Origin of the sequence: Rheinheimera nanhaiensis E407-8, assembly GCF_000296695.1 — a bacterium.
In the GTDB taxonomy this organism is placed as follows: Bacteria; Pseudomonadota; Gammaproteobacteria; order Enterobacterales; family Alteromonadaceae; genus Alishewanella; species Alishewanella nanhaiensis.
The window spans coordinates 16,250-37,063 of record NZ_BAFK01000002.1 but is presented as its reverse complement, the minus strand read 5'-3'; the positions used below and the strand labels follow the sequence as shown (position 1 = coordinate 37,063).

The following is a 20,814-nucleotide window of genomic DNA, read 5'->3' as shown; positions in this document are numbered from 1 at the left end:
GATAACCATGAACCAGCTTTACACTCAAGTGAATATCGATGCGCGCGGCGTAGCCACCTTAACGCTGAATCGCCCCGAAGTGCATAACGCCTTTGACGATGCGATGATCGCCGAGCTTATCGCCGTGCTAAAAGACTTAGCCAATAACGATAAAGTACGGCTGTTGGTTCTGACCGCCAACGGCAAAAATTTCTCTGCCGGTGCCGACTTAAACTGGATGCGCTCGATGGCGCAAAAAAACTACCAGCAAAATTTAAATGACGCCGCAGAGCTGGCCACGCTAATGCACCGGTTGGACAAATTCCCCAAGCCCACCCTGGCGCTGGTAAAAGGTGCGGCCTTTGGTGGCGCGCTGGGCTTAGTCGCCTGTTGCGATATCGCTATCGCCGAAGAAAATGCCAGTTTTTGTTTAAGCGAAGTGCGTATTGGCCTGATCCCTGCGGTAATAAGCCCCTATGTCATGCGCGCCATTGGCGAGCGTGAAAGCCGGCGCTATTTTTTAACCGCCGAGCGCTTTATGGCGCCGAAAGCGAAAAAACTTGGCCTGCTGCATGAAGTAGTAACCGAAGGCGAAATGAGCGATGTGGCTGAAACCCTGATTAATACTATGCTGCAAAACAGCCCCGCCGCCATGACCGCTGCCAAAGCGCTTATTCATAATATTTATAACCGTAAGATCAGTAACAATGTGATTGCTCATACCGAGCAGGCGATTGCTGAAATTCGGGTATCGCCAGAAGGTCAGGAAGGCTTAACGGCATTCCTCGAAAAACGTAAACCGGCCTGGCTTGGCAAGGAAGACGCATAATGTTTCGCAAAATATTAATAGCTAACCGCGGCGAAATTGCCTGCCGCGTTATCGACACCGCCCATAAGCTCGGTATCCGCTGCGTGGCCGTGTATTCTGAAGCCGACGCCAATGCCCGCCATGTGCGCATGGCCGATGAAGCTTATTTATTAGGCCCGGCGCCAAGCAAAGACTCTTACCTGCGCAGTGACAAAATTATCGCCATCGCCAAACAAAGCGGTGCCGAAGCCATTCACCCCGGCTACGGCTTTTTATCGGAAAATGAAAGCTTTGCCAAAGCCTGTGAGGAAGCCGGCGTAGTGTTTATCGGCCCACCGGTAGGTGCTATTACGGCGATGGGCTCAAAAAGCGCCGCCAAAGAGATCATGGCTAAAGCCGGCGTGCCGCTGGTACCGGGTTATCATGGTGATGATCAGTCCGATGACTTACTTAAAGCCGAATCAGCGCGTATTGGTTACCCGCAGCTGTTAAAAGCCGCCTACGGTGGTGGTGGCAAAGGTATGCGCGTGGTGTGGAAAGCCGAAGAGTTTGCCGATGCCTTAGCCAGTGCGCGGCGTGAAGCCAAAGCCGGTTTTGGCAATGACAAGATGCTGATTGAGCGCTATTTAACCAAGCCGCGGCACATTGAAATTCAGGTGTTTGCCGATAACCACGGCAATGCGGTATATCTGGCCGAGCGCGACTGCTCGATACAGCGCCGCCACCAAAAAGTGATTGAAGAAGCGCCGGCGCCAAACTTTAGCAGCGCACAGCGCCAAGCCATGGGTGAAGCGGCGGTAAAAGCGGCCAAAGCCATTGATTATCGCGGCGCCGGTACCGTGGAGTTTTTATTCGACGAAGACGGCTCTTTCTACTTTATGGAAATGAACACCCGGCTGCAGGTAGAGCACCCGGTTACCGAGATGATCACCGGCCAGGACTTAGTAAAATGGCAGCTGTTAGTCGCCGCCGGCGAAGCACTGCCACTGGCGCAGGATGATATTCAACTGGATGGCCACGCTATTGAAGTGCGGGTGTATGCCGAAGATCCGGATAACGACTTCCTGCCGCAAACCGGTAAACTGACCTATTTGCGCCAGCCGGAAGCCAACCGCCATGTACGCGTGGATACCGGTGTGGTGGAAAACGATGAAGTCTCGCCGTTTTATGATCCGATGATCGCCAAACTGATTGTCTGGGATGAAAGCCGCGACCGTGCTATTGCCCGCATGTTACGTGCACTGGATGATTACCGTATTGCCGGTGTTACCACTAACTTAAGCTTTCTCACCAGCTTAACCGAGCACCCGGCCTTTAAAGCGGCCGAGCTTGATACCAACTTTATTAATAAACATCAGCAAAGCCTTTTTGCGCCGGCCAATAAAGAAAACAATCAGGCGCTGGTACTGGCTGCGCTGTTTATACTGCAGCAGCAAAAAGCACCGCAAGCTTCCTGTAACAGCTTTAGCCCCTGGCAGTTCAGCCACGGCTGGCGCATTAACGAGATGCCAACGGTTGAGATCAGCCTGCAACATGGCGAGCAAAACTCGGTATTAAAAGTACAGCAGCTGCAGCAGCATTATGTGATTGACGTGGCAGGCCAGCAGCTTTGCTGCACGGCCGAGCTGAATGGCGACGAGCTAAGCGCGGTGCTTGGCGATCACCGTACCAAGGTGCGGGTAAGCCAGCATCAGCACACCATCAGCGTGTTTATTAAGCATCAGCGTTACGACTTTATCTACCAGACCGAAGTGGCCGCCGAGGTTGATGGCGCCGAACATGCCGGCAGTTTAACCGCACCAATGAACGGCACTATCGTCGCAGTAATGGCCAAAGCCGGCACAACGGTAAAAGCCGGTGATACGCTGGTGATAATGGAAGCGATGAAGATGGAATACAGCATAAAGGCGCCGAAAAACGGCGTGGTAAATGCTGTGTTTTATGCCGCCGGCGATCTGGTAAAAGACGGCGCCGAGCTGGTGGATTTTACCCCGGAGGAAGCATGAGTTTGCCAAAGCAAGTACGCCTTGTTGAAGTCGGCCCGCGTGATGGCCTGCAAAACGAAGCTGCCGTGGCTACCGCCGATAAAATCGCGCTGATTGATATGCTAAGCGCCGCCGGCCACAGCTATATTGAAAGCGGCGCCTTTGTTTCCCCCAAATGGGTGCCGCAAATGGCGGACTCTTCAGAGGTGTTTGCCGGTATCAGCCGCAAAGCCGGTGTTACCTATGCGGCGCTAACGCCGAACTTAAAAGGCTATGCAGCCGCCAAAGCCGCCGGTGCCACTGAAGTAGCGATTTTTGGTGCGGCATCAGAAGCCTTCAGTCAGAAAAACATTAACTGCAGCATCGCCGAGAGCCTGGAACGCTTTGCGCCTGTGGTCGAAGCCGCCAAAGCCGACGGTATTAAAGTGCGCGGCTATGTGTCCTGCGTGGTCGGCTGCCCCTATCAGGGTGATGTTGCCCCTACCGAAGTAGCATTGGTCGCTAAAGCGCTGCTGGAGATGGGCTGCTACGAAATTTCGCTGGGCGATACCATAGGCGTTGGCACACCGGATAAAGTGAATGCGATGCTCGATGCGGTCCTTTCCATGGTGCCGGTGGAGAAGCTGGCGGTGCATTTTCACGATACTTATGGCCAGGCGTTAACCAATATTTACGTGGCGCTAAACCGCGGTATAGCAGTGATTGACAGCGCCGTGGCCGGCCTTGGCGGCTGCCCTTACGCTGCCGGTGCGTCAGGCAATGTTGCCACTGAAGATGTGGTGTATTTACTGAACGGCCTTGGCATTTCGCACGGCATCGATTTAACGGCGCTGGCCAAAGCCGGCTGGTTTATTACCGATAAGATGGGAAAGCAGCCTAGTTCTAAAGTAGGATTGGCGCTAAAGGCCAAGTGCACGCAAACTAACAGTTAAAAAGCGCGTAGAGGATTTAAAATGGCAGGGTTTAATAAAGTCGTACATAGCTACGAAGACGCCATGGCAGGCCTGCAGGACGGTATGACCGTTATTGCCGGTGGCTTTGGCTTATGCGGTATTCCGGAAGGCTTAATTGCCCAGATCAAAAAAATGCAAACTAAAGATCTCACCGTAGTATCAAACAACTGCGGTGTAGATGGCTTTGGTTTGGGTATTTTGCTCGAAGATCGGCAAATCAAAAAAATGGTTGCCTCTTACGTGGGTGAAAATGCGCTGTTTGAAAAACAACTGCTCAGCGGCGAGCTGGAAGTGGAATTAACACCACAAGGCACCCTGGCGGAGAAAATGCGTGCCGGCGGTGCTGGCATACCGGCGTTTTTCACTGCCACCGGTTACGGTACACCGGTAGCTGAAGGCAAAGAAACCCGCGAAATTAACGGCCGCAACTATGTGCTGGAAGAATCTATCACCGGTGATTTTGCCATAGTGCGCGCCTGGAAAGCAGACCGTTACGGCAACCTGGTGTTTCGCCATACCTCAATGAACTTCAACCCGATGGCGGCCACCGCCGGTAAAATTACCGTGGCAGAAGTGGAAGAAATTGTCGAGCCGGGTGAGCTGGAGCCGTCACAAATTCACACCCCGGGTATTTACGTACAGCGCGTGATCAAAGGCAACTTTGAAAAACGCATTGAACGTCGTATGGTCCGTCAAGGTTAAGGAGGCAACAATGGCTTTATCTCGTGAACAGGTTGCCATGCGCGTGGCGCAGGAGCTGCAAGACGGTTACTACGTTAACTTAGGTATCGGCATTCCTACCCTGGTGGCTAACTATGTGCCGGCCGGTATAGAAGTAATGCTGCAATCCGAAAACGGTTTGCTCGGCATGGGCCCCTACCCGACAGAAGATGAAATTGATGCCGATATGATTAACGCCGGCAAAGAAACTGTGACCGCCATTAAAGGCGCGGCGATTTTCAGCTCGGCGGAAAGCTTTGCCATGATCCGCGGCGGCCATGTCGATTTAACCGTATTAGGTGCCTTTGAAGTCGACCAAAACGGTAATATCGCCAGCTGGATGATCCCGGGCAAACTGGTAAAAGGTATGGGCGGCGCGATGGATTTAGTCGCCGGCGCGCAGAATATCGTGGTTACCATGACCCACGCCGACAAATACGGCAACAGCAAGCTGCTAACCGACTGCACCCTGCCGCTTACCGGCGTAGGCTGCGTGAAGAAAATCGTTACCGATTTAGCCGTGCTGGAAGTACGTAACGGCGCCTTCCACCTGCTCGAGCGCGCGCCGGGTATTTCGGTTGAAGAAATTCAGCAGAAAACGGCCGGTAAACTGGTAATCAACGGTGATGTGCCGGAGATGGTGTTTAACTAAACACAGCAAAAAAGGCGCCGCGGCGCCTTTTCTTTTGCTATGACGCTTAACGCTTTAATCTGGCCAGCAGGCTGGAGGTGTCCCAGCGGCCGCCGCCCATCTGCTGCACTTCGCTATAGAATTGATCCACCAGCGCTGTTAGCGGTAAATGGCTGCCGTTTTGCCGTGCTTCGTTCAGCGCTATGCCTAAGTCTTTACGCATCCAATCTACCGCAAAACCAAAATCGTATTTGCCGTCCAGCATGGTGAGCGAGCGGTTTTGCATCTGCCAGGACGACGCCGCGCCTTGTGAAATCACCTCAACCACAGCGGCGGCATCTAACCCGGCGTTCTGGGCAAAATTCAGCGCTTCGGCCAGGCCTTGCACCACACCGGCAATACAAATCTGGTTTACCATCTTCGCCAGTTGGCCCGAGCCTGCAGGCCCAAGCAATTTCGCGCAGCGGGCAAAACTCATAATGGCGGTTTCAGCTTTTTGCATATCAGCCGGCTCGCCGCCAATCATCACCGTTAACACACCATTTTCAGCACCGGCCTGCCCCCCCGATACCGGTGCATCTAAAAAGCCGACACCTTTTGCGCTGGCTGCAACAGCAAGCTCGCGCGCTAGTTCTGCTGAGGCAGTCGTGTGGTCAATTAACACGCTGCCCGGCGCCATCGCTGCCAGCACGCCCTGCTCGTTATATACCACCGAGCGCACATCATTATCGTTACCCACACACATAAAGACCAACGCGGCGCCCTGCGCTGCTGCTGCAGGCGTCGTGGCAAAACTGCCACCATATTGCGCCGCCCATTTTTCCGCTTTGCTACTGGTGCGGTTATATACGGTAACCTGATAGCCCTTTTGCTGCAGATATCCGGCCATTGGATAACCCATTACCCCCAAGCCGATAAAAGCGACCTTGTTATTACCTTGATTTGACATATTAATGACTTAAATCTGTGACATACTGTGGCGCAAAGCTTACAAAGTTCCGCACACAATGAAAAGCATTTAAATAAGGAAGCAGCATGGCGAATGTACATCAGTTTAAGGTGAAAGACGCTGCCGGTAATGAGGTAGATTTAAGCCAATACCGTGGCAAGGTGGTGCTTATTGTTAATACCGCCAGTAAATGCGGTTTTACCCCGCAATATAAAGAGTTAGAGCAGCTCTATCAGCAGTATCATGCCAAGGGCCTGGTGATCCTGGCATTTCCGTGTAATCAGTTTGGTGGTCAGGAGCCCGGCTCTGACAGCGACATTCAGCAGTTTTGTCAGATAAATTATGGGTTAAGTTTTCCGGTAATGGCCAAGTTACAGGTCAATGGCCCGGAGGCCTCACCACTGTTTGAGCACTTAAAAGACAGTGCCCGCGGATTAATGAAAACCCGCGCCATAAAATGGAACTTTACCAAGTTTCTGGTGAATAAAGATGGCGATGTGGTAAAGCGCTACGCGCCGCGTACCAAGCCAACAGCCATCGCCAGTGCCATTGAAGAATTGCTGTAACTTTGATCCAGCGCTAACTATCACACAGTAAAGTCCGCTAAGCTAAACGGCATATGATGGAGGATAAACCATGAAAGTTGCCGTTTTTAGTGCGAAGAAGTATGACCGTGATGGTTTTAGCCAATGGGCTGATAGCAGCCTGCACTTTATTTATATCGACAGCCGCTTAACCGCCGATAGCACCCGGCTGGCTGCCGGCTGCCATGCGGTCTGCGTGTTTGTTAATGATGAGCTAAATGCTGCCGTGTTACAGCAACTGTCAGAGCTGGGCATTGAAATGGTGGCGCTGCGCTGCGCCGGTTTTAATAATGTCGACCTCAATGCCGCTAAAGCGCTGGGCATTCGCGTGGCCAGAGTACCGGCTTACTCACCCGAAGCGGTCGCCGAGCACACCATCGGCATGATGCTGTGCTTAAACCGTAAACTGCATAAAGCCTATAACAGAGTGCGCGATGACAATTTTGCGCTGGACGGACTGTTGGGTTTTAACCTGTTTGGCAAAACAGTAGGGCTAATTGGAACCGGCCGTATTGGTTTGGCAACCGCCCGCATACTACAGGGCTTTGGCTGCCGGTTATTGTGTCACGATATTGTCGCCAACCCAGCCATCACTGAACTTGGCGGCCGTTATGTCGGCCTTGACGAGCTTTATGCGCAAAGTGACATTATCAGCCTGCATTGCCCGTTAACACCAGACACCAAATACCTGATCAACCAACACAGTATTAATGCAATGAAAGATGGTGTGATGTTGATTAACACCAGCCGTGGTGCACTGCTGGACAGCAAGGCCGTAATAAACGGCTTAAAAAGCCGTAAAATTGGTTATCTGGGGCTGGATGTGTATGAACAGGAAGCCGATCTGTTTTTTGAAAATCTGTCAGAGCAGGTCATCGATGATGACGTCTTCAAACGGCTGCTCACCTTCCCTAACGTGTTGATTACCGGCCATCAGGCGTTTTTTACCCGCGAAGCATTGCAGGAAATCAGCCAGGTGACCAGTGATAACTTATTAGCGTTTGCCAGCAATACCACCACCGGTAACGAGCTGGTGAATTAAAGCGGGGCGCCGCCAGACGCCCGCAGCTGCTTAAAAGGTGTATACCAAAGACGCTGAGGTTTCGGTATCGGTTTCACGCAGGTTGGCCTCGGGCCTCGAGTTATAGCGCACGACAAAATTAAAGCGCATCGACAGTTTATCAGCCACTTTAGCGGTCAGGCTGCTGCGGCTGAGCAGGGTCGAGTTTTCCCCATCCAGCGACACGGCACTCTCCAGGCTCTGGCGGAAGCTACTGTTGTCCCACAGCTTGTAATCCAGATTGGCCGCTAAAAACCAGATAGCACCACTACGCTGATTGCCGGCTGCACTTTCCTGCTGGGCAAAACCGGGGCCGGTCTCTAAGTCCAGGTAATTGGTGCGCCGCTCGTAAATCCGGTTACCGTAGCCCACCGCTAACGATGCTTGCTGCGTAAAAGCACCAAACTTGTCGTAAGCATAAGCGCCACGGGCGAATACCGACTCGCGGCCAGTGACTAACTTGTAGTTACTCTGGCCGGTAAAACTGTAACGGCTGGCCGTGGTGACACGACTCTGCTCACCGCTGCTACCATCGGTAATATTGCTTTTTTGCAATAAACTCTGTAGCTGATAGCGGTTACGAAAATACTCCAGCTCGTGCACCAGCTCGCTGTTAGCACGAATAGCAAAAGCATCTGTATTGCCCGATGTTAACAAAAACCCCAGTTCAACATCGCCGGTAACAGTGCCGAAAAAGCCGATTGGCTGCAGCGGCTCTTCACTGTCTGGCAGACTGGCTGTTTCTGACGCTTGTACCCCAAACAAGCCTAACATCAGTGCGATACCGACACCGATTATAGAAACATGCATTGTATCGTTGTTTGACTCCTGTTAACGGTTTACCCATGAGTGATAATGCCTCCGGCTTGTTATTATTTGTTCCCTGGCTGACTCGCCGCTTAATTGTATCAAGTTTATTGCCTCAGCCCAGCGGCGCTGAGCTGAGGATCTGCACCATTCAACGAAAGCAGCAGCGCGATTACTCGCTGCTACGCTGCTTTACAAACTCAATGGCATGGTTAAGCCGCGCCAGACTGCGCGCTTTACCAATCAGTGACAGCGTAATATCCAGCGCCGGCGAGTTACCGCCACCGGTTACCGCCACCCGAAGCGGCATACCAATTTTGCCCATGCCTACACCTAACTGCTCGGCAGTGGCGTTAATCACCTGATGCACAGCCTCTTGTGACCAGTCAGCTAACGCCGCTAAATTGGCTTGCACTGCCTGCAATGGCTCCAGCGCCACCGGGCGTAGGTGTTTCTTCGCTGCTTCAGCGTCAAATTCGCTAAAGTCTTCGTAAAAATAGCGGCTTACTTCCACCAGCTCTTTTAGCGTTTTAACCCGTTCAGCCTGGGCTTTTACCAGCTCAGTCAGCGCCGGGCCCTGGCTGATATCCAGCTGCTGCGCAGCTATGTGCCACTCTAACTGCTTTGCCACCTGCTCCGGCGGCAGGGTTTTCATATAGTGCTGGTTTAACCAAATCAGTTTGTCGGTGTTAAAGGCTGAAGGCGCGCGGTTACAGCTATCTAAATCGAACAGCTGCACCAGCTCGTCTTTGCTGAAAATTTCCTGATCGCCATGTGACCACCCTAAACGCACTAAATAATTCAGCAGTGCTTCTGGCAAAAAGCCATTGTCGCGGTACTGCATAACGCCCACGGCGCCGTGGCGCTTAGATAAACGCTTACCATCATCGCCTAAAATCATCGGCACATGGGCATACTTGGGAATGTCTGCCCCCAGCGCCGCCAGGATATTCATCTGCCGTGGCGTGTTATTAACATGGTCATCACCCCGGATAACATGGGTAATGCCCATTTTCCAGTCATCTACCACCACCGTCAGGTTGTAGGTGGGTGTGCCGTCACTGCGGGCGATGACCAAATCGTCCAGTTCCGCATTGGCAATCTCAATACGGCCTTTAATCATATCGTCAATCACTACCACGCCATCCTGCGGGTTTTTAAAGCGGATAACAAAAGGCTTATCGGTTGGATGGTCGGTACGGTCGCGCCACATACCGTTATAACGTGGTTTTTCACCGGCCGCCATTTGCGCCTCGCGCATGGCCTCAACCTCTTCTACCGTGCAAAAGCATTTATAGGCTTTACCCTCTGCCAAAAGCTGCGCCACTACTTCTTTATATAAATCAAAACGTTTGGTTTGGTAATACGGGCCTTCGTCATGGTCCAGCCCTAACCACTGCATGCCTTCTAAAATAGCATCTACCGACTCCTGCGTTGAACGCTCTAAATCGGTATCTTCAATGCGCAGAATAAATTTTCCGCCATGTTTGCGCGCGTATAACCAACTGAATAACGCCGTACGGGCACCACCAACATGTAAATAGCCGGTTGGGCTTGGAGCAAAACGGGTAACAAGAGACATAATTTATCCATCACTGTGCAAAATTGTGCTTATTGTAACAATGCTGCTTAACGGATGCACCCGCTATGGTGGGGCCAGGCAGCGGCTTTTTACCGGCAGCGGAGGCAGAATGTCTACTTTTACAGCAAGCAAACCCTGATTGACAAATTAATGTTGACAGCTAAAACATGCTCCCTATAATGAGCGCCATCAAACAGCGTGGATTGTTAGCTCAGCTGGGAGAGCACCGCCCTTACAAGGCGGGGGTCACTGGTTCGAACCCAGTACAATCCACCAATCTTAAAATAGTTTGATTACAAATTGATATCCCATGGATTGTTAGCTCAGCTGGGAGAGCACCGCCCTTACAAGGCGGGGGTCACTGGTTCGAACCCAGTACAATCCACCACTTGGGGTTTATCATGAGAAGCACCGCCCGCTCTTCATGACAAAACGGTTGTCACTGGCACCACCCCAGTACAATCCACCAATCTTAAAATAGTTTGGTTACAAATTGATATCCCATGGATTGTTAGCTCAGCTGGGAGAGCACCGCCCTTACAAGGCGGGGGTCACTGGTTCGAACCCAGTACAATCCACCACTTGGGGTTTATCATGAGAAGCACCGCCCGCTCTTCATGACAAAACGGTTGTCACTGGCACCACCCCAGTACAATCCACCAATCTTAAAATAGTTTGGTTACAAATTGATATCCCATGGATTGTTAGCTCAGCTGGGAGAGCACCGCCCTTACAAGGCGGGGGTCACTGGTTCGAACCCAGTACAATCCACCACTTGGGGTTTATCATGAGAAGCACCGCCCGCTCTTCATGACAAAACGGTTGTCACTGGCACCACCCCAGTACAATCCACCAATCTTAAAATAGTTTGGTTACAAATTGATATCCCATGGATTGTTAGCTCAGCTGGGAGAGCACCGCCCTTACAAGGCGGGGGTCACTGGTTCGAACCCAGTACAATCCACCAATTCTCTGATTATCAAAGAAAAGCACCGCCCACTCTTTACGACGAGACGGTTGTCACTGGTTCGAACCCAGTACAATCCACCAAATTTCCTAATTTTATTCCGATACAACACGCCATTACGCCTGTTACTTGTTGCTATAAAGTTGCTATAGTAAAACCAGACTTTGCTTGCCGGTTTGCTTTGCTATTATGGATCCCGCTGTTAAACGTGATGAACGTATTCTAATTATTGATGATCAAAGCCTGAGCCAAAGCTATTTACGCTATGCGCTGGAGCAGCTGAATTATCAGAATATCAGCTATGCTGACCGCGCTCAGACGGCACTAAACCTGTGTAAACAAAATGCGTTTGATCTGATTATCTGTGCCTATAACCTGCCTCAGGGCAAAGACGGCTATCAGTTGTTTGATGAACTTAAAAGTACCGGTCTGCAAAAGCTCAGCTGCGGGTTAATTTTTATCAGCGCCGATACTGATCCTGCTCTGGTACACAGTGTGTTGGAACTGCAGCCGGATGAGTTCTTAGCCAAACCCTTCGTGATCCGTGATTTACAACAACGCATTGAACGGGTGCTCAGCCGCAAACAACAATTACGGCCAGTGTATGAGCTGCTGGACCTGCAACTGTACGACAAAGCGTTGCGATTGCTGGATCAACAACTGACACAGCCCGAGCTGCATAAGCTGTATCCGCTGCTACTAAAAGTAAAAGGCGATATTTTACTGCAGCAACAAGATTACAACACCGGCCTGACGTTCTTTCGCGCCATGCTGCATATTCAGCCGTTTGGCTGGGCGCGCATTGGTAAGGTGCGCTGTTTGCTGGCCCTGCAGCAAGAGCAGGACGCCTTTAGCGAGCTGGAGCAGATGCTAGCGCGCAGCGAAACACGCTTATTTGCGCTGGACTGTTTAACAGAGCTGGAGTTTCGTCAGCAGCATTATCAACAGGCACAGCAGCATATTCTGACAGCAGCCAACATAGCGCCACGCAATTTACTACGCCAACAAAAACTGCTGCAGCTGTCGCGGCTCAACCACGACTACGAAACCCAGTACCGCGCTGCCCGTGACATGGTGAAATTTGCCCGCCACTCTATTTATGAGCAAAGCGATTTATACCTGAACCTGGCCCGTGCCAGCATCGACTTTGCGCTCAGTAGCGAAGATAGCGAGCAGCAAATCCGCTTAAACCGCCAGGCCACCTTGTCGCTTAATACCGCCCAGCGGCAATTCTCACCACCGGCTTCAGAGCAGGCGCTGCAGGTGCTACAGGCCAGATTATTATATCTACAGGATCAGCGTGATAAAGCCCGGCAGTTGCTGGCCGAACTTAGCAGCGATGACGATATTCACTCTTTGGAAGATGCGCTGGATAAAGCCAAGGCCCTGCATGAAGTGGGGTTAACCGAGGCGTCCAAAGCGCTGTTCAGCCGGATCAGCAGCTATTGCGCTGCGCAACAGCCAGAGCCGATGCTGGCACAATACTTACAACAGGAGCAGCAAGAACGCGCAGCGATGGCGCATGGGCCACGTGAGTTAAATAACAACGCCGTACATTTATACCAGCATGGTAACTGGCAGGAAGCTTTTTCCGCTTTTATGCTGGCCTGGCAGGTGATGCCAAAAAATGCCGGTATAGCGCTTAACCTGTGGCAAACCCTGCTCACCTCACCCAGGCCGCTGTGCCCGGCACCGCAGCAACAACAGCTGTTACAGCAGTGCCAACAGCTGATTGAAAACAGCAAACTGAAGACCGAACAGCTACAGCGTTACCAGCAGCTAAAACAAAAGTACTTAACTAAACTGGCTTAACTGTTACTGTCGGGCCATTCGGCAAACACCTGACGCAAGGTGCGCGAACGTACCAACCACAGCAGGCTAAGCAGCAACAACAAGGGCGTGATAATACGCCAGGGCGCATCCAGCATCACATCGGCTGGCAGCTGGCTAAGGGTGATGACTAAATCAGCTGCAGTAACCAAAAACAACAGCGGCAACGCAAGACGCCAGATATAACGCCACGGCTTATAGCCGTTGGGTTTGCGTTGGCTCAGGGCTGCCAACAGCAGCAATAACGGCGCAGCCACCGCGCAGGCCAGCACAAAGTCAGCCTGTTTTGGATAAAACAGCGCCAGCAGATCCTGCTTGCCCTGTGGCATTGTCAGTACCAATACCCAGCAAATGTAGGGCCTTAGCAATAACAATAACAGCCAGTATAAGCGCAGCGGTACCTTATGCAGGCCGTAGTCATCCAGCACCGGCCACAGCGGTGGCGGGCTCATAGCTGCCGTTTACGCTGTGCCAGCAGCGCCAACATAATAAAAATGGCCAGCGTGATCCAGGGCAGCCACAGGTTGGTTAGTTTTGCCAGTTGTGCCGCTACCAGCGGCGTTAAGAAAATGGTCAGTGCACCATAGCCAAAAGCACACAACAGGATAAATATCAGCGTACGCCAGATAAAATGCAGCGTCAGCGTCTGGCGGCGTACAAAGGCGTTAATGTTATCGCCAAACACCACCAACGCCGTAGCGACCAGCGCCAGCGCAATATCACGCACATAAGGGCGAAACAACGCGCCCCAGTCCAATAACAGCTGATAGAGAAAATCAGGCATCTAGCTCACTCCATACTGCGTAAACAGATCTAACATTTGCTGTTCGCTCCACACCGGCACATTAAGCTCAGTGGCTTTAGCCAGCTTAGAGCCGGCATTATCTCCGGCAATAACAGCGTGGGTTTTCGCTGACACTGAGCCAGACACCTTGGCGCCCAGCCGCTGTAAGCCGGCTTTAGCCTCATCGCGCCCCATGCTGGTTAAGGTGCCGGTAAGCACCAGTGTTTGCCCGGCCAGAGGCTGCTCAGTCGCCGCTTGTTTTACAATGTCAGGCCAGTGAATACCGGCGGCCAGCAGCGCGCTGATCACATCTTGATTATGCGCTTCGGCAAAAAAGCCGCTGACATGCTCTGCCACCACAGCGCCGACATCGGCCACTTCCAGTAACTGCTCAAGCGTTGCCTGCTGCAATGCCTGCAGCGAGGCAAAATGATTAGCCAGATTAAGTGCGGTCGCCTCGCCCACTTCACGAATGCCCAGCGCATAAATAAAACGCGCCAGCGTCGTGTTTTTTGACTGTGCAATAGCGTTAAGCAGCTTCAGTGCTGACTTCTCCGCCATCCGCTCCAGCCCCACCAGTGCCGCCATATCCAGCTGATAAATGTCAGCCGGGGTTTTTACCAATTGCTGCTCAACCAGCTGCTCAACCAGCTTGTCGCCCAGGCCCTCTATATCCATGGCTTTGCGCGAAACAAAGTGTTTTATCGACTCTTTTAGCTGGGCAGCGCAGAACAAGCCCCCGCTACAACGGGCCACGGCCTCACCTGTTACCCGCTCAACCGCCGAGCGACACACCGGGCACTGTAGCGGAAACACAATATCGCGCGTATTTGCTGGGCGCTGCTCCACTACCACTGAGACAATCTGCGGGATCACATCGCCGGCGCGGCGCACGATAACAGCGTCGCCAATTTTAATGCCCAGCCGGTCTATCTCGTCCTGGTTATGCAAGGTGGCGTTGCTGACGGTTACGCCACCGACCACCACCGGCTCAAGCCGGGCTACCGGCGTAATAGCGCCGGTACGGCCCACCTGAAACTCTACATCCAGTAAAGTCGTCAGCATTTCCTGCGCCGGAAATTTAAAGGCAATAGCCCAACGCGGCGCCCGCGCCACAAAGCCCAGCGCCTGCTGCTGGGCTAAATCCGACACCTTGATTACCACACCGTCAATTTCATAGGCCAGTTGACTACGGCGCTTAAGAATATCCTGATAATAACCCAGCGCAGCCTGAGCGCCTTCAACCAAGCGGATTTCCGGACATACCGGCAAGCCCCAGGCTTTTAACTGCATAAGCCGCTGATAATGGCTGTTACTGTCCAGCAATGCGGCAGGATCTTCTACCAGCCCTACCGCATAGGCATAAAACATCAGCGGACGCTGAGCGGTAATTTTCGGATCCAGTTGGCGCAAGCTACCGGCTGCGGCATTACGCGGGTTGGCAAACACTTTTTCACCTGCTGCACGCGCCTTGTCATTCATGGCATTAAAGCCGGCAAGTGGCATAAATACCTCACCGCGCACTTCAAGCACCACAGGCAGCGCATCACCTTTTAATTTTAACGGCACTGCACGGATGGTTTTAATATTGCTGGTGATGTCTTCGCCGGTGTAGCCATCACCCCGGGTGGCGGCCTGCACCAGCACACCGTTTTCGTAGCGGATACTGACTGCCAGGCCATCTAATTTAGGCTCGCAGCAAAAGCTAAAGTCCTGGCTGCTATCCAGCCGGTCAGCCATGCGCTTACAAAAGGCGGTAAATTCGGTATCATCAAAGGCGTTATCCAGTGACAGCATGGGTATGCTGTGGCTTACCTGGCCAAATTTTGTCAGCGGCGCCGCCCCTACCCGCTGCGTCGGTGAGTCCGGGCTTATCAGTTCAGGATGCAGCTGCTCAAGCTGTTGCAATTCGCGGTAAAGCCGGTCGTACTCGGCATCGGGTACAGTGGGTTTATCCAGCACATAATACTGATAACTGTAATCTTCCAGCTGCTGACGCAGCTGCTGCAGTTGTTGCAATAAAACCTGATCCATAGCATCTATGCCCGTAGCAAAATAACGCCTGAGTTTGCCATAACAAAAACGGCAGGACTACTGCCTGCCGTTGTGTCTGCTGAGAATTTCGCCGTTAACCGTGGATCAGCTGCTGGCGCTGAAACTCACGGATCTTATCCACGTAATGGCGCACAGTTTGCACCGTTAATACGCTGCGCTGGCCATCCAACACCTGACCACCAAACTCTTCTGCCAGCTTTTTCGCCGCGTTGTGCATCAGGTTAAAGTTTTGCAGTGGCTCACCCGGCCCGGGCAGCGTCATAAACAGGCTGACACCGCGGGTGCTTAGCTTGTCAATGTTTTCCAGGTCAAAGGTGCCGGGGTTAAACATATTGGCCAGACTAAACAGCACCGCGCCTGAGCCGGCACTGTCCTGATGGCGGTGAAAAATGTCCATATCACCATATTTAAAGCCCAGCGTCAGCAGCGCTGATAACAGCTCTGGCCCCTTCATTTCTTTATTTTCCGCCAGCAGCACATAGAGGATCAGTACTTCTGCAGGCTCAGGCGTGGTTGCTGCTTCATGGTCCTGGTCGCTGTCATGCGCTGAGTCTGTTGAGTGCTCTGCAGAGGGTTCAGCAAAAGCGTCCTGCTGTAGCTCGTCATCGGTTAAAGCACTAAAATTCAGCTGCGGCTCTTTCGGCTCATCAAACGGCAACTCGTTTTGTATTTCGGCAACAGGCTTAGCGCTTACGGCAGGTTTTGCCTGCGTATTGTATTTAAACTGCGGCTTTTTCGCCTGCAGGGGCGAGGCAGGTTTCTCTGCTGTGCTACTGTCGCCACCGGCTTTTTTAATGACCCGTACCGGCCCTACACCCAGCTCGTCGAAGCCTTCGGCTTTTTCTTCCGCGTGCTCGCTGCTCTCGTCCAGGTAACGGTGGCGCGGCTGACCGGCATTTTTGCGCACTGTCCAAAGGCCATGCAATAGCAGGGCGCCTAACACCAGTGCACCTAAAATAATTAATACCAAACGTAACTCATTTACCATAAGGCTACCCTAAATTAAGAGGCTGCTGCCATTTTAACAGCATCGTCTACATCGACAGCGACGACCCGCGACACACCCGGTTCCTGCATGGTCACACCCATCAACTGTGCGGCCATTTCCATGGCTATCTTATTATGACTGATATAAATAAATTGCACCGTTTCTGACATTTCCCGTACCAGGTTACAAAAACGTCCTACGTTAGCGTCATCCAGCGGTGCATCCACTTCATCCAGCATACAAAACGGTGCCGGGTTAAGCCGGAATATCGAAAACACCAATGATAAGGCCGTCAGCGCTTTTTCACCACCCGATAATAAATGTATTGTGCTGTTTTTTTTGCCCGGCGGTCTGGCCATGATGGTGACCCCGGTTTCCAGCAAATCATCCTCGGTCAGCTCCAAATAAGCACTGCCGCCGCCAAACACTTTCGGGAACAAGGTTTTTAAGCCATCGTTTACCTGCTCAAAGGTGTCTTTAAATTTCTGCCGGGTTTCTTTATCAATTTTACGGATGGCTGTTTCCAGCGTGTCCATCGCCGCCATTAAATCATCATTCTGCGCGTCTAAATACAGCTTACGCTCAGCCTGCTGCTCGTACTCTTCAATCGCCGCCAGGTTAATTGGCCCCAGCCGGCCGATAGCATCGGTGGTCTTATCCAGTTGCTGCTGCCATAGCGTCTCGTCGGCATCCGCCGGTAAGCTTTCCAGCAACTCTTTCATGCTGGCTTGCTGTTCGCGCAGCAGCTCCAGCATATTGTTGGCGCGCACCCGGTAACCTTCAGCATCTAGTCGCAGTTCTGACAGCTCATTGCGCTTTTTGTTCAGTAGCTGCACGATACCCTGCTGGCCTTGCTCTAACTGACGGATTTGCTGCTCCAGGTTAGCCAGCAGATCCTGCTGGCTGATTAACGCCTGCTCAGCCTCTTCACGCTGTAATAAATTGTCCTGCAGCTGCTCCTGTAACAGCAGCTCAGGCTCGTCATCTTGTTGCAGCTTGGCCTCCAGCTGGCTTACCTGCTCCTGCAGTTGTTGCTGCTGCTGGCGGCTGCGGTTCAGGTTTTGGCTAAGGGTTTGCAGCTGCTGCTGTGCCATTTTATGCTGCATAATTAACTGCTGCTGGCTGCTTCGCTGCTGCTCAAAGCGCTGTTTAACCTGCTGCAATTGTTGCTGTGCGGCGCTGCTATGACTGGTTAAATCATACTGCGCCGCTTCATGGTTAAGCAGTTGCTCAACGCTTTGCTCTAACGCTAGTTGCAACTGCTCAATGCGCTCCTGGCGCTGCGCCTGCTGCAGGGTTTTGTCGTTAAGCTCGGCCTGTAATTTTTGCAACAGCTTTTGCGCCTGCTGCAACTCTTGCTCTGACAGCAATTTAGCCGTTTGAGCCTGCTGCTGTTGCTGCTGCAGCTGTTGTAATACCGCTTGCTGCTCGCGTTGTTGCTGTTGTAATACGTCAAGTTGCTGTTGCTGCGCCTGACAGGCGGTATCCAGTTCCGTCAGATGTTGCTGAGCGCTATCAAGCTCGGCTGTCAGTGCCTGTAAGCGCTCGGCACGCAGCAAATAGCTGTCGGCGTTGCTGCTACCGGCCAGTATCGCCCAGTTGCTACCCAGCCAATAGCCGTCTGCGGTAATAACTGATTGGCCGGCAGTTAAACTGCTTAGCTGCTCACGGGCAGCCGTCACGCTTTGAGCACATAAAATCTGATTAAAATAATCCGGATACAGCCCCTCTGCTATTTGCTCTGCCAGGCTACCGGCCTGGCGCGGCTGCGGCCTGGCAAACACTTCGCTGATAGCCGTATCGCTAAGGCTGGTATTCACACTGGCATGCTGTAGCTGGCCCAGCACCAGGGCGACACTGGCCGCCCAGCCCGGTTTAACCTGTAATTGCTGTAATAATTGTTGCTGCTCAGTGGCCTGCTGCTGTTGCTGGCGCGCTAACTGCGCCTGCTCGCGCTGCAGTAATTGCAGCTCGGTGCTGGCCTGCTGCCATTGGCTTAACGCGGATTGCGTGCGCTTTTCTTGCTCTGCCAGTTGCTGTTGCCGCTCTGCCAGCAGTTGTTGCTGCGCGCTAACCTTAGCAGTACACGAGGTTAATTCAGCCGTTAATTGCTGCAGCTTTTGCTCCAGCGGTTTAAGCGCCAACTGGTCAATTTCCTGCTCTATGTGCATTAGCGCAGCCTGCTGCTGCCCGTCTTGCTGCTGCTCATGCTGCAACTGCAGCTGATATTGCTGCTGTTGCTGCTGCAAACGAAATTGCTGCTGTTGCCACTGCATCAATGCCTGTTGCTGTTGCTGCTGCTCGTCTTCCAGTTGCTGTAGGGTAAAGGCCAGCTCGTCTACCTGCTGCTGCATGATCTCAAGCCTTGGCTCATCGTCGGCCAGCTGTTGCTCAAGCTCTTGCTGCTGCGCCTGCTCGGCGGCAATATAGTCCTGCGCCTGATTTAAACTATGCTGTGCCTGCGACAGTTGCGTACTGAGCGTTTGCTGCTGTTGCCGCTGGTGCAGTATTTGTTGCTCCAGCCGGCTGATGGTGGCGCCTAGTTGATAAAAGCGGCTTTGCGCCTGCTCTAACTGCGCGCGGGTTTCTTGTGCTTGTTGTTTAAGCTCTAACAGCACCCGCTGATCGCCCAGCTCCTGCGACTGGTATTTTTCCAGCTCGGTTTGCTGTTTACTCAGCTGCTGCTCCAGCTCAGTGTAGCGGCTGTTAAACTGCAACCATTTAATGGCGGTAACTTCGGCTTTTAATCTGCGCTCTTGGGCTTTTAGCTCTTTATAACGCTGCGCCGCGCTGGCCTGGCGTTTAAGTTTATCAATGTTTTTACCCAGCTCTTCGCGCACATCGGCTAAGCGATCTAAATTTTCACGCGTGTGCTTAATACGGTTTTCTGTCTCGCGCCGCCGCTCTTTGTACTTGGAAATCCCGGCCGCTTCTTCAATAAAAACTCTAAGCTCCTGCGGCTTAGACTCTATCAGCCTTGAAATCATGCCCTGCTCGATAATGGCATAGCTGCGCGGCCCAAGGCCGGTACCGAGGAAAATATCGGTGATGTCACGACGGCGGCACTTGCTGCCGTTGAGGAAATATAGTGACTGCGCATCGCGGGTGACGATACGTTTAATGGAAATTTCACTGCGGTCGGCCAGACCGCCGGCCAGACGGCCTTCAGTGTTTTCAAACACCAGCTCAACTGAAGCTTGCGACACCGGCTTACGCTGCGCCGAGCCGTTAAAAATAACGTCGGTCATCGCATCGCCACGCAGGTTCTTAGCTGAACTTTCACCCAGCACCCAACGCACCGCGTCAATCACGTTCGATTTACCGCAACCATTGGGGCCCACCACAGCCGTCATCTGCTGTGGAAAAGGCACGCTGGTACTGTCGACAAAAGATTTAAAGCCCGACAGTTTGATCTGTTTTAAGCGCATTTAAGCAATACAGTTCTTATAGTTATCATGGCGTTGTGCGCAATGTAGCAGCAGGCCAAAAGGCTGTCACGGAAAAATCAGTCAGCCTTGGCACTAATGCCGGTTTTACTGCGCCAGCGCAGCGCTTTCTCGGTTATAGTGTTTTTTCTCACCTGGCGGCTTTTTTTCGGAAATACCACCACCGGCCTTGAGATAAGCAGATTGTTCGGGTACACCACCTGCTCGTTATCTTTGGTACGCAGCACAGTGCTAAACAGGTTTATTTCGACAATGCGCCCTTCCAGATAGTTACCGCCATCAATGACCCGCACTTCCATGCCCTCGGCAAAGGCTTTTTGCCCCAGCAGAATAAAAAAGGCGGTAATGTTGCTAAGCAGGCTCCAGGCAGCAAACAAGGCGACACCGACCACGGCAATCATCGACGAGGCCAGCACCAACAGGCCGCGGATATCCACACCCCAGACAATACTTAACACCACGATAAGTAGCAGCACCAGTAAAATATGAAACACCGCTGCTGCGCGTTTGTTCATTTCGGCTTTTAGCCGGCTATGGGCGATAACCTGATACAGCAGCGGCATCACCCGGCGGCTTATAATAAAATACAATAGCACCGCGCAGACACTGATGATCAGCTGCACGGCCACCGGGCTTAAGTGCTTAAGCAGTTGTTGGCTATAATCGAACCAGGACAAGATGGTGTT

General features: G+C 52.4%; 17 protein-coding genes and 5 tRNA genes. 13 read left to right on the top strand and 9 right to left on the bottom strand.

Features of this window, described 5'->3' with window-relative positions:
• Positions 1–7: 7 nt before the first annotated feature.
• Genes RNAN_RS01755 through RNAN_RS01735 form a run of 5 tightly spaced genes read left to right on the top strand, consistent with a single transcriptional unit; the run spans position 8 to position 5,097 of the window.
• Complete coding sequence (locus RNAN_RS01755) at positions 8–808, top strand: enoyl-CoA hydratase/isomerase family protein (protein ID WP_008218131.1); 801 nt, start codon at positions 8–10, stop codon at positions 806–808.
• Positions 808–2,793, top strand: a complete 1,986-nt coding sequence (locus RNAN_RS01750) for an acetyl/propionyl/methylcrotonyl-CoA carboxylase subunit alpha (protein ID WP_008218129.1) — start codon at positions 808–810, stop codon at positions 2,791–2,793. The genes RNAN_RS01755 and RNAN_RS01750 overlap by 1 nt, the downstream gene beginning before the upstream one ends.
• Complete coding sequence (locus RNAN_RS01745; RefSeq protein WP_008218121.1) at positions 2,790–3,704, top strand: hydroxymethylglutaryl-CoA lyase; 915 nt, start codon at positions 2,790–2,792, stop codon at positions 3,702–3,704. The genes RNAN_RS01750 and RNAN_RS01745 overlap by 4 nt, the downstream gene beginning before the upstream one ends.
• Before the next feature lie 21 nt (positions 3,705–3,725).
• A complete protein-coding gene (locus RNAN_RS01740; protein ID WP_008218119.1) occupies positions 3,726–4,427 on the top strand; it encodes a CoA transferase subunit A in 702 nt (233 codons plus the stop codon).
• 10 nt (positions 4,428–4,437) lie between these two features.
• Positions 4,438–5,097, top strand: a complete 660-nt coding sequence (locus tag RNAN_RS01735) for a CoA transferase subunit B (RefSeq protein WP_008218111.1) — start codon at positions 4,438–4,440, stop codon at positions 5,095–5,097.
• Between the two features lie 46 nt (positions 5,098–5,143).
• Here the strand turns inward: RNAN_RS01735 and RNAN_RS01730 are convergent, their stop codons facing one another.
• Positions 5,144–6,025, bottom strand: coding sequence for an NAD(P)-dependent oxidoreductase (locus tag RNAN_RS01730; protein ID WP_040551444.1), 882 nt, complete (start codon positions 6,023–6,025; stop codon positions 5,144–5,146).
• Between the two features lie 86 nt (positions 6,026–6,111).
• Here RNAN_RS01730 and RNAN_RS01725 point away from each other — a divergent pair, with 86 nt between their 5' ends.
• Positions 6,112–6,591, top strand: coding sequence for a glutathione peroxidase (locus tag RNAN_RS01725; protein ID WP_008218109.1), 480 nt, complete (start codon positions 6,112–6,114; stop codon positions 6,589–6,591).
• Positions 6,592–6,661: 70 nt separating this feature from the next.
• Positions 6,662–7,651 (top strand): 2-hydroxyacid dehydrogenase, encoded by a 990-nt coding sequence (locus RNAN_RS01720; protein ID WP_008218108.1) that lies wholly within the window; start codon positions 6,662–6,664, stop codon positions 7,649–7,651.
• 30 nt (positions 7,652–7,681) lie between these two features.
• Here the strand turns inward: RNAN_RS01720 and RNAN_RS01715 are convergent, their stop codons facing one another.
• Positions 7,682–8,479 carry a DUF481 domain-containing protein gene (locus tag RNAN_RS01715; protein ID WP_008218107.1) on the bottom strand — a complete coding sequence of 266 codons (798 nt, stop codon included), beginning with the start codon at positions 8,477–8,479 and terminating at the stop codon, positions 7,682–7,684.
• A gap of 169 nt (positions 8,480–8,648) precedes the next feature.
• Entirely contained in the window at positions 8,649–10,058 is a 1,410-nt protein-coding gene (gene gltX / locus RNAN_RS01710) for a glutamate--tRNA ligase (RefSeq protein WP_008218106.1), read from the bottom strand.
• Between the two features lie 200 nt (positions 10,059–10,258).
• Between gltX and RNAN_RS01705 the strand changes: the two genes are divergently transcribed.
• The 6 genes from RNAN_RS01705 (at position 10,259) to RNAN_RS01680 (ending at position 12,837) form a co-directional block, all read left to right on the top strand.
• A tRNA-Val gene (locus tag RNAN_RS01705) sits at positions 10,259–10,334 on the top strand.
• A 36-nt stretch (positions 10,335–10,370) separates the two neighbouring features.
• Positions 10,371–10,446: transfer RNA gene (locus RNAN_RS01700), tRNA-Val, on the top strand.
• Between the two features lie 117 nt (positions 10,447–10,563).
• Positions 10,564–10,639 (top strand) — tRNA-Val (locus RNAN_RS01695).
• A 117-nt stretch (positions 10,640–10,756) separates the two neighbouring features.
• A tRNA-Val gene (locus tag RNAN_RS01690) sits at positions 10,757–10,832 on the top strand.
• A 117-nt stretch (positions 10,833–10,949) separates the two neighbouring features.
• A tRNA-Val gene (locus RNAN_RS01685) sits at positions 10,950–11,025 on the top strand.
• A 189-nt stretch (positions 11,026–11,214) separates the two neighbouring features.
• Complete coding sequence (locus RNAN_RS01680; protein WP_008218095.1) at positions 11,215–12,837, top strand: response regulator; 1,623 nt, start codon at positions 11,215–11,217, stop codon at positions 12,835–12,837.
• On the opposite strand, the gene RNAN_RS01675 is transcribed toward RNAN_RS01680, so the two are convergent.
• The 6 genes from RNAN_RS01675 to RNAN_RS01650 form a co-directional block, all read right to left on the bottom strand.
• Positions 12,834–13,307 (bottom strand): DUF2919 family protein, encoded by a 474-nt coding sequence (locus tag RNAN_RS01675; RefSeq protein ID WP_008218094.1) that lies wholly within the window; start codon positions 13,305–13,307, stop codon positions 12,834–12,836. The genes RNAN_RS01680 and RNAN_RS01675 overlap by 4 nt on opposite strands.
• Positions 13,304–13,639 carry a DUF3392 family protein gene (locus RNAN_RS01670; RefSeq protein WP_008218093.1) on the bottom strand — a complete coding sequence of 112 codons (336 nt, stop codon included), beginning with the start codon at positions 13,637–13,639 and terminating at the stop codon, positions 13,304–13,306. The genes RNAN_RS01675 and RNAN_RS01670 overlap by 4 nt, the downstream gene beginning before the upstream one ends.
• Positions 13,640–15,682: an NAD-dependent DNA ligase LigA gene (ligA, locus tag RNAN_RS01665; protein WP_202802248.1), complete on the bottom strand. Its 2,043-nt coding sequence runs from the start codon at positions 15,680–15,682 to the stop codon at positions 13,640–13,642. It lies immediately after the preceding gene.
• An 85-nt stretch (positions 15,683–15,767) separates the two neighbouring features.
• A complete protein-coding gene (gene zipA, locus RNAN_RS01660; protein ID WP_008218091.1) occupies positions 15,768–16,682 on the bottom strand; it encodes a cell division protein ZipA in 915 nt (304 codons plus the stop codon).
• Between the two features lie 14 nt (positions 16,683–16,696).
• Positions 16,697–20,110 (bottom strand): chromosome segregation protein SMC, encoded by a 3,414-nt coding sequence (gene smc, locus RNAN_RS01655; protein WP_008218090.1) that lies wholly within the window; start codon positions 20,108–20,110, stop codon positions 16,697–16,699.
• 77 nt (positions 20,111–20,187) lie between these two features.
• On the bottom strand, positions 20,188–20,805 hold the full coding sequence (locus RNAN_RS01650) for a mechanosensitive ion channel domain-containing protein (protein WP_008218089.1): 618 nt from the start codon (positions 20,803–20,805) through the stop codon (positions 20,188–20,190).
• Positions 20,806–20,814: the final 9 nt, after the last annotated feature.

Coding starts and splice junctions, on each gene's coding strand:
- RNAN_RS01745 (WP_008218121.1), top strand. CDS start 2,790: ATGAGTTTGCCAAAGCAAGTACGCCTTGTTGAAGTCGGCCCGCGTGAT.
- RNAN_RS01675 (WP_008218094.1), bottom strand. CDS start 13,307: ATGAGCCCGCCACCGCTGTGGCCGGTGCTGGATGACTACGGCCTGCAT.
- smc (WP_008218090.1), bottom strand. CDS start 20,110: ATGCGCTTAAAACAGATCAAACTGTCGGGCTTTAAATCTTTTGTCGAC.
- RNAN_RS01725 (WP_008218109.1), top strand. CDS start 6,112: ATGGCGAATGTACATCAGTTTAAGGTGAAAGACGCTGCCGGTAATGAG.
- zipA (WP_008218091.1), bottom strand. CDS start 16,682: ATGGTAAATGAGTTACGTTTGGTATTAATTATTTTAGGTGCACTGGTG.
- RNAN_RS01670 (WP_008218093.1), bottom strand. CDS start 13,639: ATGCCTGATTTTCTCTATCAGCTGTTATTGGACTGGGGCGCGTTGTTT.
- RNAN_RS01730 (WP_040551444.1), bottom strand. CDS start 6,025: ATGTCAAATCAAGGTAATAACAAGGTCGCTTTTATCGGCTTGGGGGTA.
- RNAN_RS01720 (WP_008218108.1), top strand. CDS start 6,662: ATGAAAGTTGCCGTTTTTAGTGCGAAGAAGTATGACCGTGATGGTTTT.
- gltX (WP_008218106.1), bottom strand. CDS start 10,058: ATGTCTCTTGTTACCCGTTTTGCTCCAAGCCCAACCGGCTATTTACAT.
- RNAN_RS01750 (WP_008218129.1), top strand. CDS start 808: ATGTTTCGCAAAATATTAATAGCTAACCGCGGCGAAATTGCCTGCCGC.
- RNAN_RS01680 (WP_008218095.1), top strand. CDS start 11,215: ATGGATCCCGCTGTTAAACGTGATGAACGTATTCTAATTATTGATGAT.
- RNAN_RS01740 (WP_008218119.1), top strand. CDS start 3,726: ATGGCAGGGTTTAATAAAGTCGTACATAGCTACGAAGACGCCATGGCA.
- RNAN_RS01755 (WP_008218131.1), top strand. CDS start 8: ATGAACCAGCTTTACACTCAAGTGAATATCGATGCGCGCGGCGTAGCC.
- RNAN_RS01715 (WP_008218107.1), bottom strand. CDS start 8,479: ATGCATGTTTCTATAATCGGTGTCGGTATCGCACTGATGTTAGGCTTG.
- RNAN_RS01735 (WP_008218111.1), top strand. CDS start 4,438: ATGGCTTTATCTCGTGAACAGGTTGCCATGCGCGTGGCGCAGGAGCTG.